Origin of the sequence: Allofournierella sp., assembly GCF_048388525.1 — a bacterium.
Classification (GTDB): domain Bacteria; phylum Bacillota; class Clostridia; order Oscillospirales; family Ruminococcaceae; genus BQOK01.
Genome location: NZ_DBGCTQ010000116.1, coordinates 1 through 22,636 on the forward strand (window position 1 = coordinate 1; position 22,636 = coordinate 22,636).

Genomic DNA, 22,636 nt, shown 5'->3' on the forward strand with positions numbered 1-22,636 from the left:
GGCGGCGCCCATCTCGGCGGCCAGTAAGTCGGCAAAGCGCAGGCTGCCGGCGTTTTGGGGGCTTTGAGGCGGCGCGGGAAAGCACTCGAACCCGCTGGCGGTTCCCGCCCCGCCGTCTGAATTCATGTGGATGGAAAGCAGCAGGTCGGCATGCTGGCGCTTGGCGGTGCGGGCGCGTTCACCCGCCGTGGCGGAGGCGTTCCAGTCTGCGCGCACCATGAGGGGGATAAAGTCCGGGTCGGTTTCCAACAGCTCCCACAGCGCCTGGGCCGTGGCCTGGGTGAGCGCCCACTCCTGGCTGCCCGCAAGGCCCGAGGCGCCGTTGTCGCCCCCGCCGTGGCCGGCATCGACCGCCACCCGGTACGGGCCGCCGGGCGTTTGCTTTAAAAAACCTGCCAGCACGCTGCTGGCAAGGTACACAAGCAGCAAAAGAGCGGCCGCTGCGGCAACAAACAGCAGGGTGTGGCGGCGGGCGCGGGAGTGCGGGGGGCTGGAAAAGATTGAGCGGCGCATAAAGGGGCCCTCACTTTCATTTTGGGGTCTAGCTGTAAAACGAGAAACAGAACGCAAATGTTTCAAACGGGGCGGATCTGCTCAAAAAAGTGCGCCGGGCATGGGTGGTACAAACGGTACGTACAGGCACAGTACAAGCCCCCTTTCTTTTTACATGACGCCTGCGGGGAAACATCCGTTACAAGCAAAGTACAAAAAGAAAGAGCGAACAAAGTAAACAAAAAGATGTATCCGGCCTGTAAAAAGTGCAGTACCGGCGGCCCAAGGCTCATTGCAGGGCAAAGCCCTCGAAATGATCCAGCAGGGGGTCGTAGCAGACGCCCAGATTCCCGCTTTCCCAACTGAATAAAATAAGGAGCTGGTGATCCAGCGGGAGCAGCTGTACGTCCAGCCCCGCCTGGGTGAGTACCGTGAGCAAGGCCTCCTGCGGGGGCGGGGCGTCCGCATGCAGGGGCTGGTGCGGATACAGCCCGCCATTGATGGAGACGCTGTGATCGAAGCCGTAACGGCTGTAAGAATCCACGCTGCATTGCTGGGCGTAACGCAGCAGGGCAGCAAGGCGTTCCAGCCGCTGTATGAGCTGATCCTTCCCCACCATGCGCCACAGCAGCTGCTGCTGTGAGTCGAAAATAGGCGTGGGAGGAAGATCGCCCGCACGGGAAAAAATGGACGCCATATGATCGTACAGGTGCGCGCGCTGGTCGTCGTTGCTCAGATTGACCAGGTACATCAGCTCTTCCAGTGCGCGCTGCTGGGCAGCCGCGGCCCAATTTTCCGGCAGCGCGGCGTAGCCCTCTGCGGCCTCCACGTTCAGGGTCAGGGCAAGCCGTTCCCGGCGATAGCCCATCACCAGCCCGGCCCGAAGCGGAAGCGTGGCCAGGGAGGGCGTGGGATCGGCCTCCCGGCGCACCGGATAAGAGAAAAAGGAGAGCCCCTCCAGATAAAAGCAGCTTTCCCCGCCGCTGTTTAGAACAGAGCAGGCGCCGTTGAGCAGATCCAAATCCACATCCAGGCCGCCCATTCCCAAAAGAGCATTCACAAACTCCAGCGAAAAGGCGCCGCCTGGGTCGGGAGGGGGTGTGATGAGTTCAGGCGAATCGGCTGCGCGGGCCTGTGCCAGAGCCTCCCAGGGCCAGAACTCCACATCGGCCGAATCCAGGCCGATGACACTGCGCACCGGCAGGGCGCTGGCAGCCTGCCGTACCGGCCTGGCCCAGCGGGGATTCCCCGCAAGACCCACCAGGCCCGCGCCCGCCAGCAAAATGCCCGCAGCCGCACCGGCAAATACCGCGTTGAAAGAACCATGCTTGGGATGTTTTTCCATTGCCCGCAGCCTCCCTTCGCACGGCTTATTGGATGCCGAACCCGCTGTAGCAGGCCAGCACCGGGTCATAGTAAATGCCCAGCGCGCTGCTGGAACCATCGTAGCTGGCAGTAAAAAGCATCAGGATCGTGGAATCCAGCGTCACAAGCTGAAAGTCAATGCTCTGCCAGGCCAAAAAAGCGGACTGCAAGGCCTGTTCAATGCGCTCGTCTTCCGGGTCGGCCGGGTTTGCGGTTCGCAGGCTCTCGCGGAAAAGCCCGGCGAAATCCGGGCTGTCCAGCGCGCCCCGCACAAGCGAGAGGGCAGCGGCGGAAGCACCGGTAAAGCTGCCCTCGCCCAGGTAACCCTCCAAAAAGGGGAGCATCGCCTGCAGGCTGCATGCAGAGGAAGACTGCACAGTTTCTTCGGTGCCTGCCACAGAGGGCACCGCCAACCCGCCCCCGGCCGTGCCGGCCAGGGCATACAGATCCTGCAGCACGGCATGCCGGGCCGCATCCAACTGGTCCGGGCCGGGGGAGGTAACCAGGTCGGGGCGCAGCTGCATTACAAAACAGGCGGCGTGCAAACCGCCCGGAGAAGTGCCGACGGCAACGTCCAATAAAGCCGGGAACGCCGCGGGAAGGCCCTCCGGCCCCGGCTGGCAGGTAACGGTAAAACCCGCGCCCTGGATGTAGGAAAAGTCACCCTGCCGGTCGGAGAGGGAGAAAAAGGGAAGGGAAGAGGAGCCTGCCGCGGGCTCCCACGCGGCCTGCCGGGTATACCCACAGCTCAGCAGCGCCATTGCGGGGGCCTGGAGCGCCCGGACCACCTCCTGAACGTCCACTTCGCCCACGGGTGCGGGCGCGGCCTGGTCGAACACCTGCCAGGGCAAAAATTTCACCTCATCGGCCTTTTGCCCCACGGCGTTGCGCACGGGCAGCGCGGCGGATTGCTCCACGGTGGCTTTGGGGGCGGCGATGGCCTGGGCTGCAAGGTAGGTCCCCAGGCTCCCGGCCAGCAAAATACCCGCCGCCAGAGCCGCCACCTTCCAGGCGGTATACCGGCGTTTGCGGGCCGCGCTGCGCCGGAGGCCGCAGGGGGCGGAGGCCGGCTTTGCAGAGGCGGGCGGCATCGGCCTTGCGGGCTGGCGGTCCATCATGGCTGCACCTCCCCGGTGGTTGGTTCCGCGCCGGCCAGGGGCAGGCGCAGGGTAATCAGGGTGCCTTCGCCAACCCGGCTGTCGATGGAAAAGCGGGCGCCGTGGATGCGGGCGATCTCCTCGCACAGAGCAAGGCCCAGCCCCGCGCCCCCGGCCTTGCGGCTGCGGGACTTGTCCACCATGTAAAAGGGCTGGCGGATTTTTTCCAGTTCTTTTTCGGGAATGCCCTGCCCGTAATCCCGTACCAGAAGCTCAGCCTCGCCCTGCTGAACATGCCCCAGCAGCTTGATGGTGCTGCCCTGGGGGCTTGCTTTGCGGGCGTTGTCGATAAAATTGAACAGCAGCGATTTGAATAGTTCGCGGTCGGCCAGCACGGTCAGGCCGGGCTCGCAGGCCTGCTGCAGCGTGATGCCCGCGCCGGCCAGCACCGGCTGCATGGCAGCGGAAACCTCGGCCACCAGGGCGTCCAGGGGCTCCGGAGTGAACACCAGGTTCTGGCTGCCCACATTCAGCAGCTCCATCAGTTTGCCGGACAGGGAGCGCATGCGTTTTGTTTCCTCCACAATGATGCCCGCGTATTCCATGCGGCGCTTGACCGGTACATCTTTTTGAAGATACAGAAGGTCTGCGAAGCCCAGGATGCTGGTGAGAGGGGTCTTCATTTCGTGGGCCATATTGGCGATAAAGGCTTTTTGGTCGTCAGCGGCCTGTTCCAGCTGCTCTACCCGGCTCTGCACGGCCTGGGCCATGCGGTTCATATCCTGGGCAAGGCTGGCCAGTTCGTCGCTCCCGCCAAGGTTCACCCGCTCGGCATAGTTGCCCTGCGCGATATGGCGGGAAGCGCGCGACAGGGTGGAAAGCGGCCGCAGCAAGGCCCGCACGATCACAAGCAGCACGGCGGCGGAAAGCAGGCTGGCCGCGCCGCTCAGCGCCAGGGCGTTGGTGGTTTGGCGCTGCAAATGCCGGTCCAGGTCAGTCACATCGAAAACGCAGATCAACCGGTAGTCGGTCTGTTCCAGCAAAAGGGGGGCGTTCAGAGCAAAAAACAGCTGCGCTTCCCGGCGGAAAACCTGCCCGTAGGTGAGCGCAGGGTCTGTGTATTCACTGCCGGCCAGGCCGCTGCCGCGGCACAGGCCGGTTTCGTCGGCGCTGACGGAGCGGCCGTTGCGATAGAGCTGGCTGGCGGTGAGATACTCGTCCGGCGCCTGCCGCTCCATCACCTCCAGCGCCGCCTGGTCGGCGGCGTCCGGCCCAAGGCAGATCTGCCCGCTTTGCAGCCGCTGGCTGACCACCCCTGTTTTGATGAGGCTCGCCATATATTGCTGCTGGGTGGCAGCCCGCCGGCGTTCCCGCTGCCACAGCTCGTTTTGACTGGAGCGCAGAAACAAAAGGCTCAGCCCGCTGGTGGTGAGCACCAGCAGGGCCAGCGTTGTGAGAAATACCTTTTGCCACAGCTTCATTTCAGTGCTCCAGCCGGTAGCCGATGCGGGGCAGGGTCACAAGCCGCCCAGCCAGCCCCAGCTTGTGGCGCAGCCGCTGCACGTGGATATCCACGGTGCGGGTTTCGCCCTCGAACTCGTAGCCCCACACCATGGCCAGCAGCTTTTCGCGGCTGAGGGCCAGATCCTGGTTTTGCAGAAACACCCGAAGAAGCTCAAATTCCTTGGGGCTTAGGGTCACCGGCCGGCCGCCCCGGGTGACAGTGTGGGCCGCCAGATCCTGCCGGATGTCGCCGTATTGCAGCACCTGTGCGCCCCTGCCCCGCCGGCGCAGGGCAACCTCCACCCGGGCCAGCAGCTCCAGCGCCTCAAAGGGTTTGGCGATGTAGTCCTCAGCCCCCAGGTGCAGGCCTTTTACCTTATCCGCCACCTGCTGCATGGCCGACAGAAAGATCACCGGCACATCCAGCTCGGCCACCCGCTCCATCACCGAAAAGCCGTCCAGCCCGGGCAGCATTACATCCAGCAGGATCAAATCGAACCCGCCGGAAAAAATGCGCTCCACCGCCTTTTGCCCGTCGGCGCAGGTCTCGCTGGTGTAGCCGCCCAGCGCCAGGGTGGCCCCGATCATCTGCGCGATGTGCGCTTCGTCTTCCACGATCAGGATATGGGCCATATCGCATTCCCTCCTTGCCCAGCCGCCGCAAAACACCCGCTGCAGCCAGCCTTGCTTGCCCTCATTATTGCATACAGACCGCAAATTTGTAGGCAATAAGTTGTATCGGAACTGTAAACACCAAGCGGGCGGGGCAAAAAAGCCCCGCCCGCCGAAGAAATTATTCATGAGCCCCCACCCAGCGCTCGCCTGTTTCCCAGACGGGGGTGCCGGCGCAAAGGCTTTGAGGCACGTTCAGGATGCGCTGGTTCCGGCTGCCCCGAAAGCGCAGGTCCAGGCTTTTCTCGGCCTGCACAAACGGGCCGTCGATCAGGGTGTCGAGCTGCGCCAGCAGCGCGCGCTGCTCCGGCGTGCCGGAGGCCAGCTGCTCAAAGGTGTAGCCGGTATAGGCCGCCAGCTCGTACCCTGCTTCGCGGCAGAGCAGCGCAAAGCGCACCAGCTCTGGCCCGGCCTGGGCAAAGGGTTCGCCGCCCGAAAGAGTGACGCCCCTGCACAGGGGGTTGCGCCGGGCCAGGGCCAGCAGCTGTTCGGGGGTGCACTGCTGGCCACCCTCGAAAGGCCAGGTTTCGGGGTTGTGGCAGCCGGGGCAATGATGGGGGCACCCCTGGAAGAACACCGTGAAGCGCAGGCCGGGCCCATCCACGATGCTATCGTTTGCAAAACCCGCGACGCGCAGCATTACAGGTGCTTTACCCGGTCGCGCTCTTCAGCCTTTTTGGCGTCGTTCCATTTGTCCATGGTGCCCACCAGGTAACCCGTGATGCGGCGGATGCGCTCGAAGGGCACGTCCTTGCCCACGACCGACTGTTTTTGCATTGCGGCCATTGTTCATTCCTCCAAAATTCAAAAGTAATTGCTTTTGCCTTAAAACCGATTATAACAGGCCGGGCCGGCTGACCGGGTTGCCGTTGCAACAAAACCCGGCAAAAACCTTATTCGCACCCGCAGAAAGTGGGCACGCCCGGGTACTTTTTGCGAAGCTCGGCCAGCTTTTCGGGGGCCAGGGCCTCGCCGCTGCGGCGGCCACACCGGGGGCAAACGTCGCCGATCACACCCACATAGCCGCACACGGGGTCCCGATCCACCGGGTGGTTGATGCTGCCGTACCCCACGCCCGCGTCGTGCATGCAGCGCACCACGCTCTCAAAGGCCTCCAGGTTGTTGGCGGTGTCGCCGTCCAGCTCCACATAGCTGATATGCCCCGCGTTGGTAAAAGCGTGGTAAGGGCCTTCTTTCTGGATCTTGTCGTAGGCCGAGATGGGGTACCACACCGGGATGTGGAAGCTGTTGGTGTAGTATTCGCGGTCGTTCACACCGGGAATGGTGCCGAACCGCTTGCGGTCCATGCGGGTAAAGCGCCCGGAGAGCCCCTCGGCCGGGGTGGCCAGCAGGGTGAAATTCATCTTCATGGCCTGGCTCTTTTGGTCGCAGAAATCGCGCATGTGCTTTACGATGGCAAGGCCCTTCTGCTGCATCTCCTCGCTCTCGCCGTGGTGGTGGCCGTACAGCGCGGTCAGGGCTTCGGCCAAGCCGATGAACCCGATGGAGAGGGTGCCGTGCTTGAGCACCTCGCGCACCTCGTCGGCAGGGCCGAGGGTGTCGCTGTCCAGCCAGACGCCCTGGCCCATCAGGAACGGGTAGTTGTAGACCCGTTTGGCGGCCTGGATCTCGAACCGGTCCAGCAGCTGCTGCGCCACCAGCTCCAGCATGGCATCCAGCTTTTGATAGAAAGCCGCCTCGTCGCGGCCGGACAAGATGGCAAGGCGCGGCAGGTTGATGCTGGTGAAGGACAGGTTGCCCCGGCTGTAGCTGATCTGGCGCTCGGGGTCGTATACATTGCCCATCACGCGGGTGCGGCAGCCCATGGTGGCAACCTCGGTCTCGGGGCGGCCGGGCACGTAATACTGCAGGTTGAAGGGCGCGTCCAAAAAGACGTAGTTCGGGAACAGGCGCTTGGCGCTGACCTTCATGGAGAGCTTGAACAAATCGTAGTTGGGATCGCCCTCGTTGTAGTTTACCCCCTCCTTGACCTTAAAAATATGGATGGGGAAGATGGGGGTTTCGCCGTGGCCCAGGCCCGCGTCCTCGGCCAGAAGGATATTGCGGATGGCCATGCGGCCCTCGGGGCTGGTGTCGGTGCCGTAGTTGATGCTGCTGAAGGGGGTCTGGGCGCCGGCGCGGCTGTGCATGGTGTTCAGGTTATGCACAAAGCCCTCCATGGCCTGGTAGGTGTCGCGGTCGGTCTGCTGGAACGCCCGGCGGCGTGCCGTGGCCACGGCACGCTCCGCGTCGGCGCTGCTGAGCGCGCTGGCCCCGGCAAGGGCGCCGGCCACGAGCTGGTCGAACTCCTGCTGATCATCGCCCATGCGGGGGCCGGTGCCAAGCTCGCTGACCGCGGCCTGCACCGCGGCCTTTGCCAGGGCGGAGCCATCCTCGCTTGCCAGCAGATCCTCGGCGGTCTCCGCCAGCTTTTTCACGTAGGCCTTGGCAAAGCTTTTGCGGATGCCCTCGGCCATGCCATAGTCGAAGTTGGGGATGCTTTGGCCGCCGTGCTGGTCGTTCTGGTTGGACTGGATGGCGATGGCCGCCAGCGCGGCGTAGCTGCCGATGCCCGAGGGCTCGCGCAAAAAGCCGTGCCCGGTGGAAAACCCGCCGTGGAACAGGCGCAGAATATCGATCTGGGTGCAGGTGGTGGTGAGGGAATAAAAATCGAAGTCGTGGATGTGGATGTCGCCCTCGGAGTGGGCCTTTGCCTGCTGGGGGGTGAGCAGATAGGCCGCGTTGTAGGCTTTGGCGCCGGCGGTGCCGATCTGCAGCATGCTGCCCATGGCGGTGTTGCCGTCGATGTTGGCGTTGTCGCGCTTCATGTCGCTGATGCGGGCGTCCACATTGGTGATCTCGTCGATGGTCTTCATCAGGCTGGTGTTCGCCTCGCGGATGCGGGTGCGGTTGGCCCGATACAGGATGTACTTTTTGGCGGCCTCGTCGTGGCCGCACTCCATCAGGCCGGTCTCCACCGCGTCCTGGATCTGCTCGATCTGGGGCGATTCGTCGCCGCAGCCCAGCTCCAGGCGGCGGGCCACCTTGTTGGCAACGCGGGCGGCCTCGGCGGCATCGCCCTCTCCGGCGGCCTCCAAAGCCTTTAAAACGGCCGAGGCGATCTTGCTCTCGTCGTATAAAACGACCCGCCCGTCCCGCTTGACAACACTCTTGATCATGGCGAAAACTCCTTTTTGCGCGGCCTTTCGGGCGCCCTGCGCCCAGCCCTGTATTTTGGGTTTGATTTCATTCGCTATTCATTATGACACCCAGATATAGTGGGTGTCAATATGAGAGAACACAAAATAAACGCTAAGGTTTGTATGAATTTTTTGTTACTTTTGCTCTGGGTGCCCCTTTCATATGAAAAACATGGTAAAATAACCGCAGCGCGGTTGTTTTGCCGACCGAATAAAGGGTGCATCCGCCCCTGCGCCCGGACCGGGCGCAGGGTGGCCGTTCACGCGCCGCGCTTTTTGGCAAAACAGGAAAACAAACGAAAAATCCAAAACAAAGCGGGGGAGAACGGATGGGCTTGCGGCAGTGCAGCATGCGCAGCGCAGGCGGGGTGGAATACGAGCTGACCCGCAAACGGGTTAAAAATTTGAATCTGCGGGTTCGGGGCGACGGCAGCGTGGCGGTGAGCGCTCCGCCGCGCGCGCCCCTGGCCGCGGTGGACGCATTTGTGGCCGGCCGGGCCGGGTGGATCGCGGCCGCGCAGGCCAAGATGCGCCGCCGGCAGGCCGCCGAGGCGGCACAGGCCGCGCCCGGCAAAAAAGAGTGCCTTGCGCTGTTTTTGCCGGTCAGCGAGCGGGTATTCCCCCTGTTTGCAGGGGTGCTGGGGGGCCAAAGGCCCGAACTGCGCGTGCGGGACATGCGCACCCGCTGGGGCAGCTGCAATGTAAAAGAGCGGCGTATCACCCTGGCGGCGCGCCTTGCCCTGATGCCCCCCGAGGCGGTGGAATACGTGGTGGTGCACGAGTACTGCCATTTTGTGCACCCCGACCACCAGGCAGGATTCTGGGCGCTGGTGGCCGGCATCCTGCCGGACTATAAGGCCCGCCGCGCCCTGCTTAAAATGCCGCCGCAGGGTGACAAGGCGGACTAAGCTTGTTATAATAGGGTAACCTAATGGGAACGAATCGGGAGAGGAAGGATCCGGTGGACGGCAAGTATAAAAAGCTGATGAACAACACCATGCTGTTTGCCATCAGCAACTTTTCCTCCAAGCTGCTCAGCATCGTGCTGCAGCCCTACATCACCTTTGCCATGGGCGAGGTGGAGGAGGTGGGCATCACCAAGCTGGTGCAGAACATCGGCTCACTGCTCATCCCACTGGTGAGCATGGGCGTGAGCTTTGCCATTATCCGGTTCGGGCTGGAAAAACAAAACAGCAAGAGCCAGGTGTTCACCAACGGCCTTGTGACCATTTTGCTGGGGTTTGGGCTGATGCTGGCTTTTTACCCGCTGCTGCGGCTGATCCCGCTGTTCAATACCTACGCGCTGCTTTTGTATGTACATGTGCTGGTGAGCTGCCTGCGCACCCTGTGCACCCAATTTGTGCGCAGCCGCCAGATCAACCGGCTGGTCGCGTTGGACGGCGTTCTGTGCAGCGCGACCAATTTGGGGTTTATGCTGCTGTTTTTGTCCGGGCTGCACCTGGGGGCCGAGGGGTATGTGCTGGCGCTCATCTGCTCGGACGCGCTGAGCGCGCTGTTCGTGTTTGTGATCGCGGGGCTGCGGCGCTACCTGCGCTTTGCCAGCTTTAACCTGCCGCTGTGGAAAAAGATGATGGGCTACGCGCTGCCCATGGTGCCCGCACAGATCAGCTTTTGGATCATCAACGCCAGCGACCTGTTTTTTGTAAAGGTGATGTGCAACGGCTACGAGGGCCAGGCGGGCGAATACTGGACCGGCCTTTTGGGGGTGGGCTACTTTTTGCCCACCATTCTGACGGTACTGGGCACCATTTTTTACGAGGCGTGGCAGCTCTCGGCCGTGACCGAGGAGCAGGGGCGGGAGCGGTTTTTCAGCCGGGTGTTCAGCCTTTACCAGAGCCTTTTGTTCTGCTGCTGCGCGGGGATTGTGCTGCTGTGCCGCCCGCTCATGTTCCTGTTCAAGGCGAATTTTTACGAGGCCTGGCAGTTTGTGCCGCTGCTCACCATTGCCACGCTGTTCAACTGCCTGAACCAGTTCCTGAACAGCATTTACATGGTGGAAAAGCGCAGTACCCTGTCGCTTTACACCATGATGGCGGGCGCTGTTGCAAACTGCGCGCTCAACTGGCTGTTCATTCCCCGCATGGGACCGAATGGGGTGACCCTGGCCAGCTTTTTGAGCTATCTGCTGGTGTTTTTGCTGCGGGCGGTGAACACCCGGGGGCTGCTGCGCATTGATTTTGCGCCGGTAAAGCTTGTGTTCAACGGAATCATGGTCATGGCCGAGGTGGGGTTGATGCTGTTCCAGGCGCCCCACTGGGCGATCTGGTGCTCGCTGCTCACGGTGGGGGTATGCGCCTTTAACTTCCAGGGGGTTTTGGGCATGCTGCGCCAGCTGCTGGGCAGGCGGGGCCGGCGCGCCTGAAGGCGCGGACAGAAGGGGGAAGCACGAATGGATCGCAGTGCGCTGCAAAAGCTGGATCACGGGCTGTATGTGCTCACCGCGGTGGACGGGGGCCGGGGTGTGGGGTGTGTGGTGAGCGCGGTCACGCCGCTTGCCACCGCCGACCCGCAGCTCACCGTGAGCCTGCACAGGGAAAACTTTACGGCCCGCGCGGTGCAGCGCGGCAAAACATTTGCGCTTTCGGTGCTGGCCGAAAGCGCGCCCCCGAAGCTGATCGAGCGGTTCGGGCTTTATTCCTGCGCAGAGATCGACAAATTCGAGGGCCTGCAGGTGGCCGAGCTGCGTGCGGTGCCCTGCCCGGCTGAACATGTGAGCGCGATTTTGATCTGCCGGGTAAAGGACGTTACCGAGGCGGGGGAACGGCTGCTGGTGCTGGCCGGCGTGACCGACGCGGCGGTGCTGAGCGGCGAGCCCCCCCTGCGGGACAAAGCCTACCGGCTGGAGCAAAAGGGCCCGGTGCCGCCCCGCGCAAGCCCGCTGCTAAAAAAAGGAAGCCTGCTTTTTGAAAACAGGTAAAATGCCCCCAAAGCCTGTGGTCTTGCGGCTTTGGGGCCTTTTTTTTTCGCCCGCAGAATCTTAAATCTTTCTTACAAAATGAAAAAAATCAAAAAAACTGAAAATATACGCTTCCCCCTCTCGTTGAATGGGATGTAACGGCCCGGGCGCATCCGCGCTAAATCGGGGGCCGGGAGAGGATGGGCCGACTATGGCCGATACATTGCTTTTGATCAGCCGCCTGTGCATGATGGCGCTGGGTGTGTGCTGCGCCTACCAGGGCCTTTACGCCCTGCTGACCCTGATGAAAAAACCGAAGTGGAACCCGGGCAAGGGTGAAAACCGCTACGCCGTGCTGGTGTGCGCCCGCAACGAGGAGGCCGTGCTTCCCCAACTGCTCGAGAGCATCCGCGCCCAGGATTACCCGGGCGGTGTGGATATGTATGTAGCCGCCGACAACTGCACCGACGGGACCGCAAAGGCAGCCCGCCAGGCGGGAGCCACCGTGTTCGAGCGGCAGAACAAGCAGCTTGTGGGCAAGGGCTACGCGCTGGATTTTTTGCTTAAAAAGATCTGGGCGCTGGGCAAGCATTACGACGGCTACTTTGTGTTTGATGCGGATAACCTGCTTCGGCCGGATTTTGTGCGCCGGATGGACGGCGTGTTCGGCCCCGAGTGCCCGGTGGTCACCAGCTACCGAAACTCGAAAAACTACGCAGGCTGGATCGCCTCGGGCTACGCACTGTGCTTTCTGCGCGAGGCCCGCTACATGAACGCCCCCCGCATGATGCTGAAAACCAGCTGCAACGTGACCGGCACCGGTTTTGTGGTGAGCGAGGAGATTTTGAAAGAGGCGGGCGGCTGGCCCTGGCACCTTTTGTGCGAGGACTTGCAGTTCTCGGTGGATCAGATCCTGGCGGGCCGCCGCATTGGCTACTGCCCCCAGGCGGAGTTCTTTGACGAGCAGCCCACCGATTACGCGGCCAGCGTGAAACAGCGCATGCGCTGGTGCAAGGGCTTTTTGCAGGTGCTGGGCTCGCGGGGCGGCCGCATGGTCAAGGGCGCGCTGCGGGGCAGCTGGGCCTGCGCCGACATTCTGCTCTCCTATATGCCGATCCTGCTGTGCACCGCTTTGAGCCTGTGCTTTGCGGGCCTGGCCGCGCTGGCGGCCGGCAGCTGGAGCCTGCTTGGGCTCTCGGTGCTGCAGCTGATCGCGGGGGCGTATGTTTCGCTGCTGGGCATGGGGATCCTGACCGGCATCACCGAGTGGAAGAATTTGCGGGCCACCACCGCGCAAAAGCTGGCAAGCCTGGTGACCTTCCCGCTGTTCATGGCCACCTACCTGCCTGTGGGACTTATGGCCTGTTTTAAAAAGGTGGAGTGGGCGCCCATCCGGCACTCGGCCGCGGTGAGCATCCGCCAGGTGGCGGGCACCGAAAAGGCCGCCTGAACACAACTGAAAAAGAGAACACCGCCGGTCCAAAGGACCGGCGGTGTTCTTTGCATGTGGGGCGGCATTAACGCGGCAGGCGGGCTTTGAACTCGGCTTTCAGCTCGGCCAGGGCGTCGCTGTGCTTTAAGTTCTGCATGGCGGGGAAGGCCCGCATCAGCCGGCCCGCACCGAACAGGCGGCTGTCCACCAGCTTGGCCCGCAGAAAATCGCGCCGCACCTCCAGCTCGGCAAGCTTTGCGGGCAGGGCTTCCCTGCCCTCCTCCAGCTTTTCGTCGGCGGCAAGGGCCGCGTCGCTCAGGTTCCGGCTGATGGCGTCGCTGCCCCGGCGCAGGGCCGCGGCAATGCGCTCCAGCTCCCGCAGGTCCCGTTCCAGGCCGATGAGGGTGGTCAGGGTGGCGGCCAGGTCGATCAGAAAGGCAAGCCCAAAGACCCCCAGCAGGGTCCAGCCCACCGGGCGGGGCAAAAAGGCGACAAATTTTGCCACCGGCGGATGCAGAAGGCGCACCGCCGCCATGCCCCCCAGGCCCCAGGCCAGGCTGAACCCCAGGCACACGTAACCGCCCAGGTTGAAGGGCTGGTCGGAATAATCCCACCAGGTGGTGTGGAAGGCCTTTTTCAGCACAAAGCCGGTCACCAGTTCCAGGGCGCTGGTGAGCAGAAAAGATCCCAGGAACAAGAGCGGCAGGCTGCCCTGCAGCGGGGTGAGGCAGAGCAGCACGATCACCATGCCGAAGCCGTAGATGGGGCACAGCGGGCCGTTCAAAAAGCCCCGGTTTACCCACTGGCCGGTGGTCGCGGTGCAGAAGATCACCTCCACACACCAGCCCAGCACCGCATAAATAAAGAAGTACCAGAGCAGCTGGTACACAGAAAAACCAAACATTGCTTCCCCCTCCTTTTGTAGCCATTATAGCACCGGCGGCCGGGATATGGTATAATCAGTAACGGGGATTTGTCGAAACAGAAAGGGGGCGCGCGCCGTGGAAGAGCGCTGGGTTCTGCATTGCGACTGCAACAGCTTTTACGCCAGCGTGGAGCTGCTGGCGCACCCCGAACTGAGGCAAAGATGCGTGGCAGTGTGCGGCGACCCCGAGAGCCGGCATGGGATCATCCTGGCAAAAAACGAGCCCGCAAAAAAGCTGGGCGTCAAGACCGCCGAGACCATCTGGCAGGCAAAGCGCAAGTGCCCGGACCTGGTGCTGCTGCCCCCCCACCGGGAACTGTACCGCAAATACTACCGGATCATCAACACGATCTACCAGCGCTATACCGACCGGGTGGAGCCCTTCAGCATTGACGAGAGCTGGCTGGACGTGACCGGTTCCTGGCAGCTGTTTGAAAAAAGCCCCGCCGCGCTGGCGGACCGGCTGCGGGCCGAGGTGAAAGCCGCCACCGGGCTGACCATCTCGGTGGGGGTGAGCTTTAACAAGGTATTCGCAAAGCTGGGCAGCGACTATAAAAAACCGGACGCCACCACCCTGATCAGCCGGCAGAACTACAGGGATATTTTGTGGCCGCTGCCGGTGGGGCAGATGCTGTTTGTGGGCCGCTCTGCGAAGGAAAAGCTGCAGGGCCTGGGGGTGCGCACCATCGGCGAGCTGGCGGCGGCCGAGCCCGCCATGCTGCAGAGCGCCCTGGGCAAGCTGGGCCCTGAGATCGGGCGTTATGCCCGCGGCGAGGACGCAGAGCCCGTGCGCCGATGGGGCGAGGCCGAGCCGGTAAAATCGGTGGGCAACGGCATGACCTTCAAGCGCAACCTTTGCGGCCCGGCCGACATCCGGCACGCGCTCACGGTCCTGGCCGACGAGGTGGCCGCCCGGCTGCGCCGCCACGGCGTATGGGCGGGCGCAGTGCAGGTGACGGTGCGCGACACCCAGCTCAAGACCATCACCCGGCAAAAGCAGCTGCCCCAGGCCACCCACCTGGCAAAGGACCTGGAAGGGGGCTGCTGGCAGCTCATGCAGGCCAACTGGGAGATGCAAAAGCCCATCCGCATGCTCACGGTCACGGCGCTTTCCATTACCACTGAGCCCTTTGCGGTGCAGCAGAGCTTTTTTGAGGACGCGCCGAGGACCGACCCGAAGAGGGAAAAGCTGGAGCAAAGCCTGGACGCCATCCGCCAGAAGTACGGCAGGGCGGCCATTGGCGCGGGAAGCATTTTGAAAAACGATCTGGGGCTGGGGGAGCTTGCCATTGGGAGCCCCGGCGAGGACGAGGATCTGGACGAAAAGGTAAAGGGGCCACTTTAAAAGGGGGAGCGCGTATGATCAAAGCGGTGCTGTTTGATATGGACGGCCTGATGTTCGACACCGAGCGCATGTATCACGATGCCTGGCTGGAGCTGGGGCGGCGGCGGGGCCTGGCGATGACCGAGGAGATCGTGACCGGTATGCGGGGCCGCAACCGGCAGGGATGCGTCGCGCTGTGCAGGGAGGCCTTCGGCGCGAAGTTCGATTTTACTGAGCTGCGCGACGCCTGTGTGGAGCGCATGGAGGCCGCGATCGCAGAAAAGGGCCTGCCCAAGCGCCCGGGGCTGGACGAACTGCTGGGCGAGCTTGCCCGCCGGGGCCTGCCCGCGGTGCTGGCCACCAGCACCAGCCGGGCCACCGCCCTGCGCTACCTGGAGCTTGCCGGGGTGAGCGGGTATTTTAAGGGCGCGGTCTGCGGCGACGAGGTGGAGCACAGCAAGCCCGCGCCGGACATCTTTTTGCGGGCGGCGGCCCTGGCGGGCGTGCCGCCGCGGCACTGCATGGTGCTGGAAGACAGCCCCAACGGCCTGCGGGCCGGCGCGGCGGCGGGCTGCCGCGCCGTAATGGTGCCGGATCTTGACCCCGTCACCCCCGAGCTGGCGGCCCTGGCCGCGGCGGTGGTGCCCAGCCTGCGGGAGGCGATCCCCCTGCTGGACACCCTTTGAGATTTCAACAAACCAGCCGCGGGGCTGTGGAAAAAGAAAGGAAGAATAAAACATGGTAAAGCATATCGTGATGTGGAACCTGGCCGACAAGGAAAACGCGGTGGCCACCGCCGCAAAAATGAAGGAAAAGCTGGAGGGCCTGGTGGGCGTGGTGCCCGGGCTCAAAAGCGCCTGGGTGCACAAGAGCTTTGCGGGCTACGACGTGGTGCTGATCACCGAGTTGGAGAGCCGCGGGGCCCTGGCGGTGTATCAGGAGCACCCGGCCCACCTGGAAGTGAAAAAGTTCATTCACACGGTCATCACCGACCGCGCGTTCTGTGATTTCGAGATGGAATAGTTTTATCAAAACAAACAGCGGCCCGCCGGGGATTTTCCCGGCGGGCCGCTGTTTGTATCGCTACAAAGCCGCGATGGTTTCCAGGCACAGGTCCACCATCGCACGCCGTACCTTGTGCTGGCTTCGCCAGCCGCGCTCGGCCCAAGCCTCGCCCGAAACGTCGTCGGCTGCGTAGAGAAGCTGCGCGGCCTGCAGGCCCCGGAAGGCGGCCGCGGCAAAAAAGCCCGCCGCCTCCATCTCCACCGTCAGGCAGCCCTCGGCCGCGCGCCGGGCGATTTTACCCCTGGTTTCGCGGTAAAGCGCGTCGGTCGTCCAGGTCTTGCCTTTGAGAAAGGGCAGGCCGTGGACCGCCAGGGCGCGTTCCAGCGCGGCCACAAGCTCCGGGTCGGGCAAGGCTTCCCGGCCCGGGGGCAGGTAATGGTACGAGGCGCCCTCGTCCCGCACGGCGGCGGTGGGCAGGATCAGGCGCCCCGCAGTGAGCCCGCTTTGCAGCGCGCCGGCCGCCCCGCAGATCAAAAAGGTGCCGCAGCCCATTGCGGCCAGTTCGTCCAGCGCGCCGGCTGCCCCGGCGCTGCCGGCAAAAGGCATGGCAAGGCACACGGGCACCCCGCCCACCTCCAGGGGGTAGATGGGCAGCGTCACGATTTCGGAGCGCAGGGCAGCCAGCGGCTGCAGGCCCTGTGCGGCGCACTTTTCCTCCACGATTTCCCGGAAAAAGGTGAGAACGCACCGGCGCGGCAGCCGTGCGCCGCCAGCCCAGTCGGCCGGGGAGATCACGGCGTCCGGGTCGGGGTCAAACTCTAAAATGGGGAAGGGCTGTTCCTTCATGGGAAAACTCCTTTACGCCTCGCCCTGCGCCGCGCGGATGGCCGCGCTCTCGGCCTTTTCCTTTGCGGTGCGTGCGGCGATGGCCGCGGCCAGGGTTTCGGCCTCCCGCGCCAGCGGCAGCTTTTGGGCGATCAGGGCTTTGGTGGCGATGCCCTGATCGGTGAACATGGCCTCGTGCTCGGTGCGGATGTTCCACGCGGGTTCGTTCTGGTGAAGGTCCAGGGTCTTCCACACCACCGCAAAGCCCGCCTCGGCAAAATATTCCAGGCTGTCGGCAAAGAGGCCGTCATCGTCGGTCTTAAAGTATACCTCGCCGCCGTCGGCCAGCAGCTGCCGGTACAAGGCCAGCTGGCGGGTGTGGGTGAGCCGGTGCTTTTTGTGGGCCAGCCTGCGGTTCCAGGGGTTGCAGAAGTTGATGTAGACGCGCTGCACGGCATCCTGAGGGCTGAAGGCGTCCAGGATGCGCTCAATGTCCAGGCTCATGATGAGCACATTGTCCACCGGGCGGCCGGCCTCAGCGTACAGCGCCTCGATCTTGCGCTTGGCAAGGATCAGCACCTTGTCGGTGATGTCGATGCCCAGGTAGTTTATTTCGGGGTGGGCGGCCGCCAGCCGGGCCAGAAAGCCGCCCTTGCCGCAGCCCAGTTCGAGATGCATGGGCTGTTCGGGCCGGGCGAACTGGCTGCGCCAGCAGCCCTTGTTGGCGGCGGGCTCGTGGGCGTGCCAGGGGGTGGCCAGAAGCTCCGGCCGGGCGTAGGGTTTGAATCTCATTCGCATTGCGGTATGTTCTCCTTGCGGCGGGCGCCCTGCGGGGGTGCGCCCGCGGTGTTTATTTGAAAGGGTGGCTGCTCAAAAAGGCCTGCGCGGCATCAAAACCGGCGGCCACGCTGCCCTGCACAAAGCCCGGCTTGCCGCCGCCGCGGCCGCCCAGCGCCGCGTTCATGGCCTTGCACAGCGGGCGCAGGTCGGCGCCCGGCGCGGCGCACCCCAGCGCGTAGGCCAGGCCGTTTTCCGCCGGGGCAAAGGCGGCGCAGAGCTCCCCGGTGCGGGCGGTGAGAAGGCCCACCAGGCGGCGCAGCCCATCCGGGCCGGTGTGCTCTGCCAGCAGGACCGGCGCCTGGCCCGGGTGAACCGCTGCGGCCAGCGCCCCGAACCACTGGTTCTCGGCCTGGATGGCGCGGAACTTTGCCGCTTCCAGCTCGTTTTGCTGGCGCAGGACCGCGTCGGCCAGGGCGTTTGCTTTGGCCGAGAGCGCGGCGCCGATGGCGGCGCACTGGGCCCGCTGGGCTTCGTGATGGGCCAGAGCCCTGCCGCCGCACACCACGAACAGGCGGGTGCCCTCTTTGTATTTCTGCCAGTCGATGATTTTGATCTGGCCCACCTGGCCCGCGCGCTGCACATGGGTGCCGCAGCAGGCGCAGCAGTCGGCCCCAGGCACGGTCACAATGCGCACCGGGCCGTCCAGCTCTTTTTTACTGCGGTATGCAAGGGCGGCCAGGGCATCCTTGTCGGTGTACCAGGCAGCTTCCAGCGGCGGGTCCGCCCAGATCACCTGGTTTGCCCGGCGCTCGGCCTCCAAAAGGCCCTCGGCCGGGATGAGCAGGCTGGTGTCCATGGTCAGGTAGTCTGCACCGATGTGAAAGCCCACGTTTTCCGCCCCGAACATGCTGTGCAGGAGCCCGGAAAGAATGTGTTCACCCGAGTGCTGCTGGGTGTGGTCCCACCGGCGGGCCAGATCCACCGTGCCCTCCACCCGGCTGCCCGGGGTGAGCGGGGCGCTTGTGAGATGCAGCACCACGCCCTCTTTTTCGTGCACGTCCAGCACCCCGGCACCGCCCAAACGGCCCTGGTCCGCGGGCTGGCCCCCGCCCTCGGGGTAAAAGGCGGTGCGGTCCAGCGTTACAAGCCAGCCGCCGGCCGCCGCCTCGCAGGCCAGCACCGTGGCGGCAAAGGCCCCCACGGGCGGCTGTGTATAATAAAGTTTTTCTGTGCGTTCCATGGCAAAAAGCCCCTTTCCACAGCAGATATCCTATGGATTATACCACAAACTTGCCGGTAGAAAAACCCCGCCCGATATTGTATAATGGGAGAAAGATTTTTTGGATCCGGGGAACCCCGGTTTGGGAGGGAAAGCTATTTGAAGCGTTTGTTTGCACTGTGCCTGGCGGCGTGCCTTTTGGCGGGCTGCGGGGCGGGGCCGCTGGATCTTTTGCCGCGGCAGAGCGCCGCGCCCGATGCCGCCGGCACGCCCGCTCCCACCGAAGCCCTGCCCCGGACGCTGCAGGTATACGACCCGGAGGGAGCGCTCAGCGCGGCGCTGGCCGCCTATACCGAAGCCCAGGGGGTGGAGGTGGAACAGCTTGCTTCGGCCGAGGGGGCCGCGCTGGCGGTTGCCCCGGCCGCGCCCGGCGGGGGCGAAGCGCTGGACCTGGCGGCACAGGCGGGCCTTGTGCGGGTGCTGGCCGGGCTGACCGGCAGCGCCGGACCTTGTTATGGCCTGCCGCTGGGCAGCGCGCAGTACGGCTACCTGGCGGACGCAGCGCGCCTTCAGGCGCTGCTGGGGGATGGGTTCGACATCGCGGACCTGCAAAAGGCGACTTACGGGGAATGGGAGGCGTTTGTGCAGGCCCTGGCCGGGTGGATCGAAGCGCCCGCCGAGGCGGCCGTGACCCTGAACGCCAGGGAATACACACTGCCTGCGGAACGCCCCGGGGAGCTGAACGGGCTGCAAGCCGTGTTCACGGTGGCCGGGGAGGATCAGTTCAGCGGCCCGGTGCTGAGCCCGGTGCTGGGCACCTGCTACAAGACGGCGGAAGAGGCTGCCGCGGGCGGGCGCAGCGCCGAGGAACTGACCGGCGCGCTGAACAGCCTGTGGAGCTTTTTGGAGTTGGAGAGCGCGAACCTTGCAGGGCCGCAGGGCCCGGTAAAGCGGGGGCAGGGGGCGGAACCCCTTACCCGAGGGGAGGCCGGGCAGGCCTATTGGGACGGGGCGGCCCTGTTTTACCGCGCCTCTTACAGTGTGCTGGAAAGCCCCGGCGACCTGCATTGGGTGGTGCCCCTGAAGTTCAGCTTTGATGAGACCGATCTGCACGGCGGTTACAGCCTGCAGGAGCTGGCGGCGCAGCCCGTGCTGTGCCAGGGGGGCTGGATCTATGTTCCCACCGCGGCCGGCGGCGGGGATGGGCAAAGGGAGGCCGAGGCTTTTTTGCTGTGGCTCTATGCCAGCGAACAGGGGCAAAAGCTTGCGCCCAAAGGAACGCAGGCCGAGGGTCTGCCGGATCTTGCGGCGGCGCTGCCCGCGGCCTTGGGCCAGGCGGCCCGCAGCCAGGGCGAAGCCCTGCTGCAAAAAGAAACCTGGCAAAAGACCGACCGCGCGGCGTACGCCGCCGCGCTGCTGGAACAGCTGCAGGAATGAAGGGGAGAGCCAACATGCGAGAGTGCGGCGTATTGATGCCGGTGTCCAGCCTGCCGGGGCCTTATGGGATCGGCTGTTTTGGGAAAGAGGCGTACCGGTTTGTGGACTTTCTGGCCCGGGCGGGGCAGCAGGTGTGGCAGCTGCTGCCCCTTTCGCCCACCGGCTACGGCGACAGCCCCTACCAGAGCTGCTCGGCCTTTGCGGGCAACCCCTATTTTATCGATCTGGACGAGTTGTGCGCTCAGGGCCTGCTGAAAAAGGGTGAATATGAACGGCTGCCCTGGGGCGCGGATCCGGCGCGGGTGGACTACGGCGCCGTGTACCGGCACCGCTTTGCGGTGCTGCGGGCCGCTTTTGCCCGGTTTGAGCCCTACCCGCCGGACGAATATTACACCTTTTGTTTTTTGAACGAGGACTGGCTGGACGACTATGCCCTTTACATGGCCGCCAAGGGGCAGAACGGGATGAAGAGCTGGCTGGAGTGGCCGCGCGAATTGCGCCTGCGCGAGCCGGAGGCGCTGGCCGCGCTGGCCCGCACCGCCGCCGGGGAGACCGCGTTCTGGAAGTTTTTGCAGTTTCAGTTCAGCCGCCAGTGGGCCGCGCTGAAAGGGTACGCAAACGAAAAAGGCGTGCGCATTTTGGGGGATATCCCCATCTATGTGGCGGCGGATTCCGCCGACGCCTGGGCCGGCGGCAGCCTGTTTGAAACCGACGCCGAGGGCAGCCCCCGGCGGGTGGCGGGCTGCCCGCCGGACTATTTTGCAAAGGACGGCCAGCTGTGGGGCAACCCGCTTTACGACTGGGCCCACCACCGCGCCACGGGGTACGCCTGGTGGGTACGGCGGGTGCGTCACGCCCTGGCGCTGTACGGCGAGATCCGCATCGACCACTTCCGCGCGTTCGACACCTACTACGCAATCCCCGCCGGTGCGTCGACCGCCCGGGACGGGGTGTGGGAACAGGGCCCGGGCATGGAGCTGTTCGAAGCGCTGCGGCGGGAGCTGGGCCAGGTGCCCATCGTGGCCGAGGACCTGGGCCTTTTGTTCGGCAGCGTGCGCCGGCTTTTGAAGGCCAGCGGCCTGCCGGGTATGAAGGTGCTGCAATTTGCCTTTGACCCAGATTGCGACAGCGAATACCTGCCCCACAACCACCCGGAAAACTGTGTGGTTTACCCCGGCACGCACGACAACGCCACCGCCGCCCAGTGGCTGGCCACAGCGGGCAAAAAAGAGCTGGCCAAAGCCCGCGCGTACCTGGGCCTCACGAAAGAAGAGGGCGAGGTGAAGGGCTTTTTGCGGGGGGCGCTGGCAAGCCCGGCCCGGCTGGCGGTTATTCCCGCGGCCGATTGGCTGGGCCTGGGCGCCGAGGGGCGCATCAACACACCCGGTACCAGCGCCGGCAACTGGCAATGGCGGGCAAAACCCGGCGCATTCAGCCCGGCGCTGGCCGGGGCGATTCGCAGGCAGTGCGCGGTATACGGCCGCGGGCCGGCGGCAGAGTAAAACCAAGGGGCGGAGGGCCCCGTGCGAAAGGGGGCACGGCCGATGAGATTTCAGTATACCGCGGCCGAGACCGGGCAGCTGCTGAGGGTTCTGCGGGAAAACTTTGAGTTGGTGCGGATCGTGGAGCCGCGCCAATGCGCGGTATGCGACGACCAGGGCCAGGCAGGTGCGGAGAGCTGCCACCAGGTGTGGGGCAAGCCGGACCGGTGCGAAAATTGCCTGTCCATGCGGGTTGTACAGGAAAAGGGATACCTGAACAAGCTGGAGCTGCTGAACGACCGGGCATTCAGTGTGTACTCCAAATACATCGAGATCGACGGCAAGCCCCGCGCGCTGGAAATGGTGAACGAGGTGACCAGCGGCATCCAGTTCGGCGAGATGAACATGCGCGACGTGGTAAACCAGATCCGCCGGTTCAACCGCCAGCTCATCACCGATTTTCTCACCGGCGTATACAACCGCCAGTATTTGCAGGAGCATTTTGCGGCCACGCTGGAATCGGCCCCCGCAGGGCAGGAATACTGTTTGGCAGTGATGGACCTGGATCATTTTAAAAGCATCAACGACCGCTACGGCCACCCGGCGGGCGACGCGGTGCTGGTGCAGGTGGCGCGGCAGTGGGCCCAGGCGCTGGAAGCGCTGAAAGGGGCGTTTGTGGCCCGCTACGGCGGCGATGAGTTTGTGGTGGTGGCCCCCAGCATTGATTACGACGCGTTCTGTTCGCTGATCCGCCGGGTGTATGAAATAAGCGCCCGGCGGTGCGAGCTGCCCGGCGGCTGGGCGCACTTTACCGTCAGCGTGGGCTGCGCCTGCCGGGGCGAGGGCTGCGGCAGCTGGGAAGCGCTGTTTGCCCTGGCCGATCAGCGCATGTACCGGCGAAAACAGGCGGGCGGCGACGGGGTGGAATGCGCAGGCGCCCCCCAGGCTGCAAAAGAATGAAT

General features: G+C 64.2%; 21 protein-coding genes and 1 pseudogene. 10 read left to right on the top strand and 12 right to left on the bottom strand.

Going from position 1 to position 22,636, the window contains the following annotated elements; translation table 11 throughout:
* From ACMLHZ_RS13995 to ACMLHZ_RS14030, 8 genes and pseudogenes are all read right to left on the bottom strand, one after another.
* Positions 1 to 513: N-acetylmuramoyl-L-alanine amidase family protein (locus tag ACMLHZ_RS13995; RefSeq protein WP_418668287.1), on the bottom strand; the 513-nt coding region annotated here is incomplete at its 3' end.
* Positions 514 to 781: 268 nt separating this feature from the next.
* Entirely contained in the window at positions 782 to 1,837 is a 1,056-nt protein-coding gene (locus ACMLHZ_RS14000) for a hypothetical protein (protein WP_418668288.1), read from the bottom strand.
* Between the two features lie 25 nt (positions 1,838 to 1,862).
* Positions 1,863 to 2,975 (bottom strand): hypothetical protein, encoded by a 1,113-nt coding sequence (locus ACMLHZ_RS14005; protein ID WP_418668289.1) that lies wholly within the window; start codon positions 2,973 to 2,975, stop codon positions 1,863 to 1,865.
* Positions 2,972 to 4,435 carry a sensor histidine kinase gene (locus ACMLHZ_RS14010; protein WP_418668290.1) on the bottom strand — a complete coding sequence of 488 codons (1,464 nt, stop codon included), beginning with the start codon at positions 4,433 to 4,435 and terminating at the stop codon, positions 2,972 to 2,974. The genes ACMLHZ_RS14005 and ACMLHZ_RS14010 overlap by 4 nt, the downstream gene beginning before the upstream one ends.
* A 1-nt stretch (position 4,436) precedes the next feature.
* Positions 4,437 to 5,090, bottom strand: a complete 654-nt coding sequence (locus tag ACMLHZ_RS14015; protein ID WP_177564423.1) for a response regulator transcription factor — start codon at positions 5,088 to 5,090, stop codon at positions 4,437 to 4,439.
* Between the two features lie 160 nt (positions 5,091 to 5,250).
* Positions 5,251 to 5,769 (bottom strand): anaerobic ribonucleoside-triphosphate reductase activating protein, encoded by a 519-nt coding sequence (nrdG, locus tag ACMLHZ_RS14020; protein ID WP_418668291.1) that lies wholly within the window; start codon positions 5,767 to 5,769, stop codon positions 5,251 to 5,253.
* Positions 5,769 to 5,879, bottom strand: a pseudogene (gene nrdD, locus ACMLHZ_RS14025) (anaerobic ribonucleoside-triphosphate reductase); the annotation flags it as partial. The pseudogene nrdD and the gene nrdG, both read right to left, overlap by 1 nt.
* 143 nt (positions 5,880 to 6,022) lie before the next feature.
* Positions 6,023 to 8,308 carry an anaerobic ribonucleoside triphosphate reductase gene (locus ACMLHZ_RS14030; protein ID WP_418668292.1) on the bottom strand — a complete coding sequence of 762 codons (2,286 nt, stop codon included), beginning with the start codon at positions 8,306 to 8,308 and terminating at the stop codon, positions 6,023 to 6,025.
* Positions 8,309 to 8,658: 350 nt separating this feature from the next.
* On the opposite strand from ACMLHZ_RS14030, the gene ACMLHZ_RS14035 reads away from it, so the two are divergent.
* The 4 genes from ACMLHZ_RS14035 to ACMLHZ_RS14050 all read left to right on the top strand — a co-directional run bounded on the left by ACMLHZ_RS14035 (position 8,659) and on the right by ACMLHZ_RS14050 (position 12,696).
* Positions 8,659 to 9,237 (top strand): M48 family metallopeptidase, encoded by a 579-nt coding sequence (locus ACMLHZ_RS14035; protein ID WP_418668293.1) that lies wholly within the window; start codon positions 8,659 to 8,661, stop codon positions 9,235 to 9,237.
* A 53-nt stretch (positions 9,238 to 9,290) separates the two neighbouring features.
* Positions 9,291 to 10,712 carry a lipopolysaccharide biosynthesis protein gene (locus ACMLHZ_RS14040; RefSeq protein ID WP_418668294.1) on the top strand — a complete coding sequence of 474 codons (1,422 nt, stop codon included), beginning with the start codon at positions 9,291 to 9,293 and terminating at the stop codon, positions 10,710 to 10,712.
* Between the two features lie 27 nt (positions 10,713 to 10,739).
* Positions 10,740 to 11,267 carry a flavin reductase family protein gene (locus tag ACMLHZ_RS14045; RefSeq protein ID WP_418668295.1) on the top strand — a complete coding sequence of 176 codons (528 nt, stop codon included), beginning with the start codon at positions 10,740 to 10,742 and terminating at the stop codon, positions 11,265 to 11,267.
* Positions 11,268 to 11,457: 190 nt separating this feature from the next.
* Positions 11,458 to 12,696: a glycosyltransferase family 2 protein gene (locus tag ACMLHZ_RS14050; protein ID WP_418668296.1), complete on the top strand. Its 1,239-nt coding sequence runs from the start codon at positions 11,458 to 11,460 to the stop codon at positions 12,694 to 12,696.
* Positions 12,697 to 12,763: 67 nt separating this feature from the next.
* Here ACMLHZ_RS14050 and ACMLHZ_RS14055 read toward each other — a convergent pair whose 3' ends face one another.
* On the bottom strand, positions 12,764 to 13,582 hold the full coding sequence (locus ACMLHZ_RS14055; protein ID WP_418668297.1) for a putative ABC transporter permease: 819 nt from the start codon (positions 13,580 to 13,582) through the stop codon (positions 12,764 to 12,766).
* Between the two features lie 97 nt (positions 13,583 to 13,679).
* On the opposite strand from ACMLHZ_RS14055, the gene ACMLHZ_RS14060 reads away from it, so the two are divergent.
* The 3 genes from ACMLHZ_RS14060 to ACMLHZ_RS14070 are packed head-to-tail and all read left to right on the top strand — an operon-like array spanning position 13,680 to position 15,950.
* Positions 13,680 to 14,948, top strand: coding sequence for a DNA polymerase Y family protein (locus ACMLHZ_RS14060; protein WP_418668298.1), 1,269 nt, complete (start codon positions 13,680 to 13,682; stop codon positions 14,946 to 14,948).
* Between the two features lie 14 nt (positions 14,949 to 14,962).
* Positions 14,963 to 15,613 (top strand): HAD family hydrolase, encoded by a 651-nt coding sequence (locus ACMLHZ_RS14065; RefSeq protein ID WP_418668299.1) that lies wholly within the window; start codon positions 14,963 to 14,965, stop codon positions 15,611 to 15,613.
* Positions 15,614 to 15,665: 52 nt separating this feature from the next.
* Positions 15,666 to 15,950: a Dabb family protein gene (locus ACMLHZ_RS14070; protein WP_418668300.1), complete on the top strand. Its 285-nt coding sequence runs from the start codon at positions 15,666 to 15,668 to the stop codon at positions 15,948 to 15,950.
* 60 nt (positions 15,951 to 16,010) lie between these two features.
* Here ACMLHZ_RS14070 and ACMLHZ_RS14075 read toward each other — a convergent pair whose 3' ends face one another.
* From ACMLHZ_RS14075 to ACMLHZ_RS14085, 3 genes are read right to left on the bottom strand one after another with little or no spacing between them, the layout of a single operon-like run.
* Positions 16,011 to 16,778, bottom strand: coding sequence for a nucleoside phosphorylase (locus ACMLHZ_RS14075; RefSeq protein ID WP_418668301.1), 768 nt, complete (start codon positions 16,776 to 16,778; stop codon positions 16,011 to 16,013).
* A 12-nt stretch (positions 16,779 to 16,790) separates the two neighbouring features.
* On the bottom strand, positions 16,791 to 17,555 hold the full coding sequence (gene trmB / locus ACMLHZ_RS14080; RefSeq protein ID WP_418668302.1) for a tRNA (guanosine(46)-N7)-methyltransferase TrmB: 765 nt from the start codon (positions 17,553 to 17,555) through the stop codon (positions 16,791 to 16,793).
* A 52-nt stretch (positions 17,556 to 17,607) separates the two neighbouring features.
* Entirely contained in the window at positions 17,608 to 18,777 is a 1,170-nt protein-coding gene (locus ACMLHZ_RS14085; RefSeq protein WP_418668303.1) for an alanyl-tRNA editing protein, read from the bottom strand.
* 138 nt (positions 18,778 to 18,915) lie between these two features.
* On the opposite strand from ACMLHZ_RS14085, the gene ACMLHZ_RS14090 reads away from it, so the two are divergent.
* Genes ACMLHZ_RS14090 through ACMLHZ_RS14100 form a run of 3 tightly spaced genes read left to right on the top strand, consistent with a single transcriptional unit; the run spans position 18,916 to position 22,634 of the window.
* Positions 18,916 to 20,193, top strand: a complete 1,278-nt coding sequence (locus tag ACMLHZ_RS14090) for a hypothetical protein (protein WP_418668304.1) — start codon at positions 18,916 to 18,918, stop codon at positions 20,191 to 20,193.
* Between the two features lie 14 nt (positions 20,194 to 20,207).
* The gene (gene malQ, locus ACMLHZ_RS14095; protein ID WP_418668305.1) at positions 20,208 to 21,695 is read left to right on the top strand and encodes a 4-alpha-glucanotransferase; all 1,488 of its coding nucleotides are present in this window, start codon (positions 20,208 to 20,210) and stop codon (positions 21,693 to 21,695) included.
* 42 nt (positions 21,696 to 21,737) lie between these two features.
* Positions 21,738 to 22,634 carry a GGDEF domain-containing protein gene (locus tag ACMLHZ_RS14100; protein WP_418668306.1) on the top strand — a complete coding sequence of 299 codons (897 nt, stop codon included), beginning with the start codon at positions 21,738 to 21,740 and terminating at the stop codon, positions 22,632 to 22,634.
* The last annotated feature ends 2 nt before the right edge of the window (positions 22,635 to 22,636 follow it).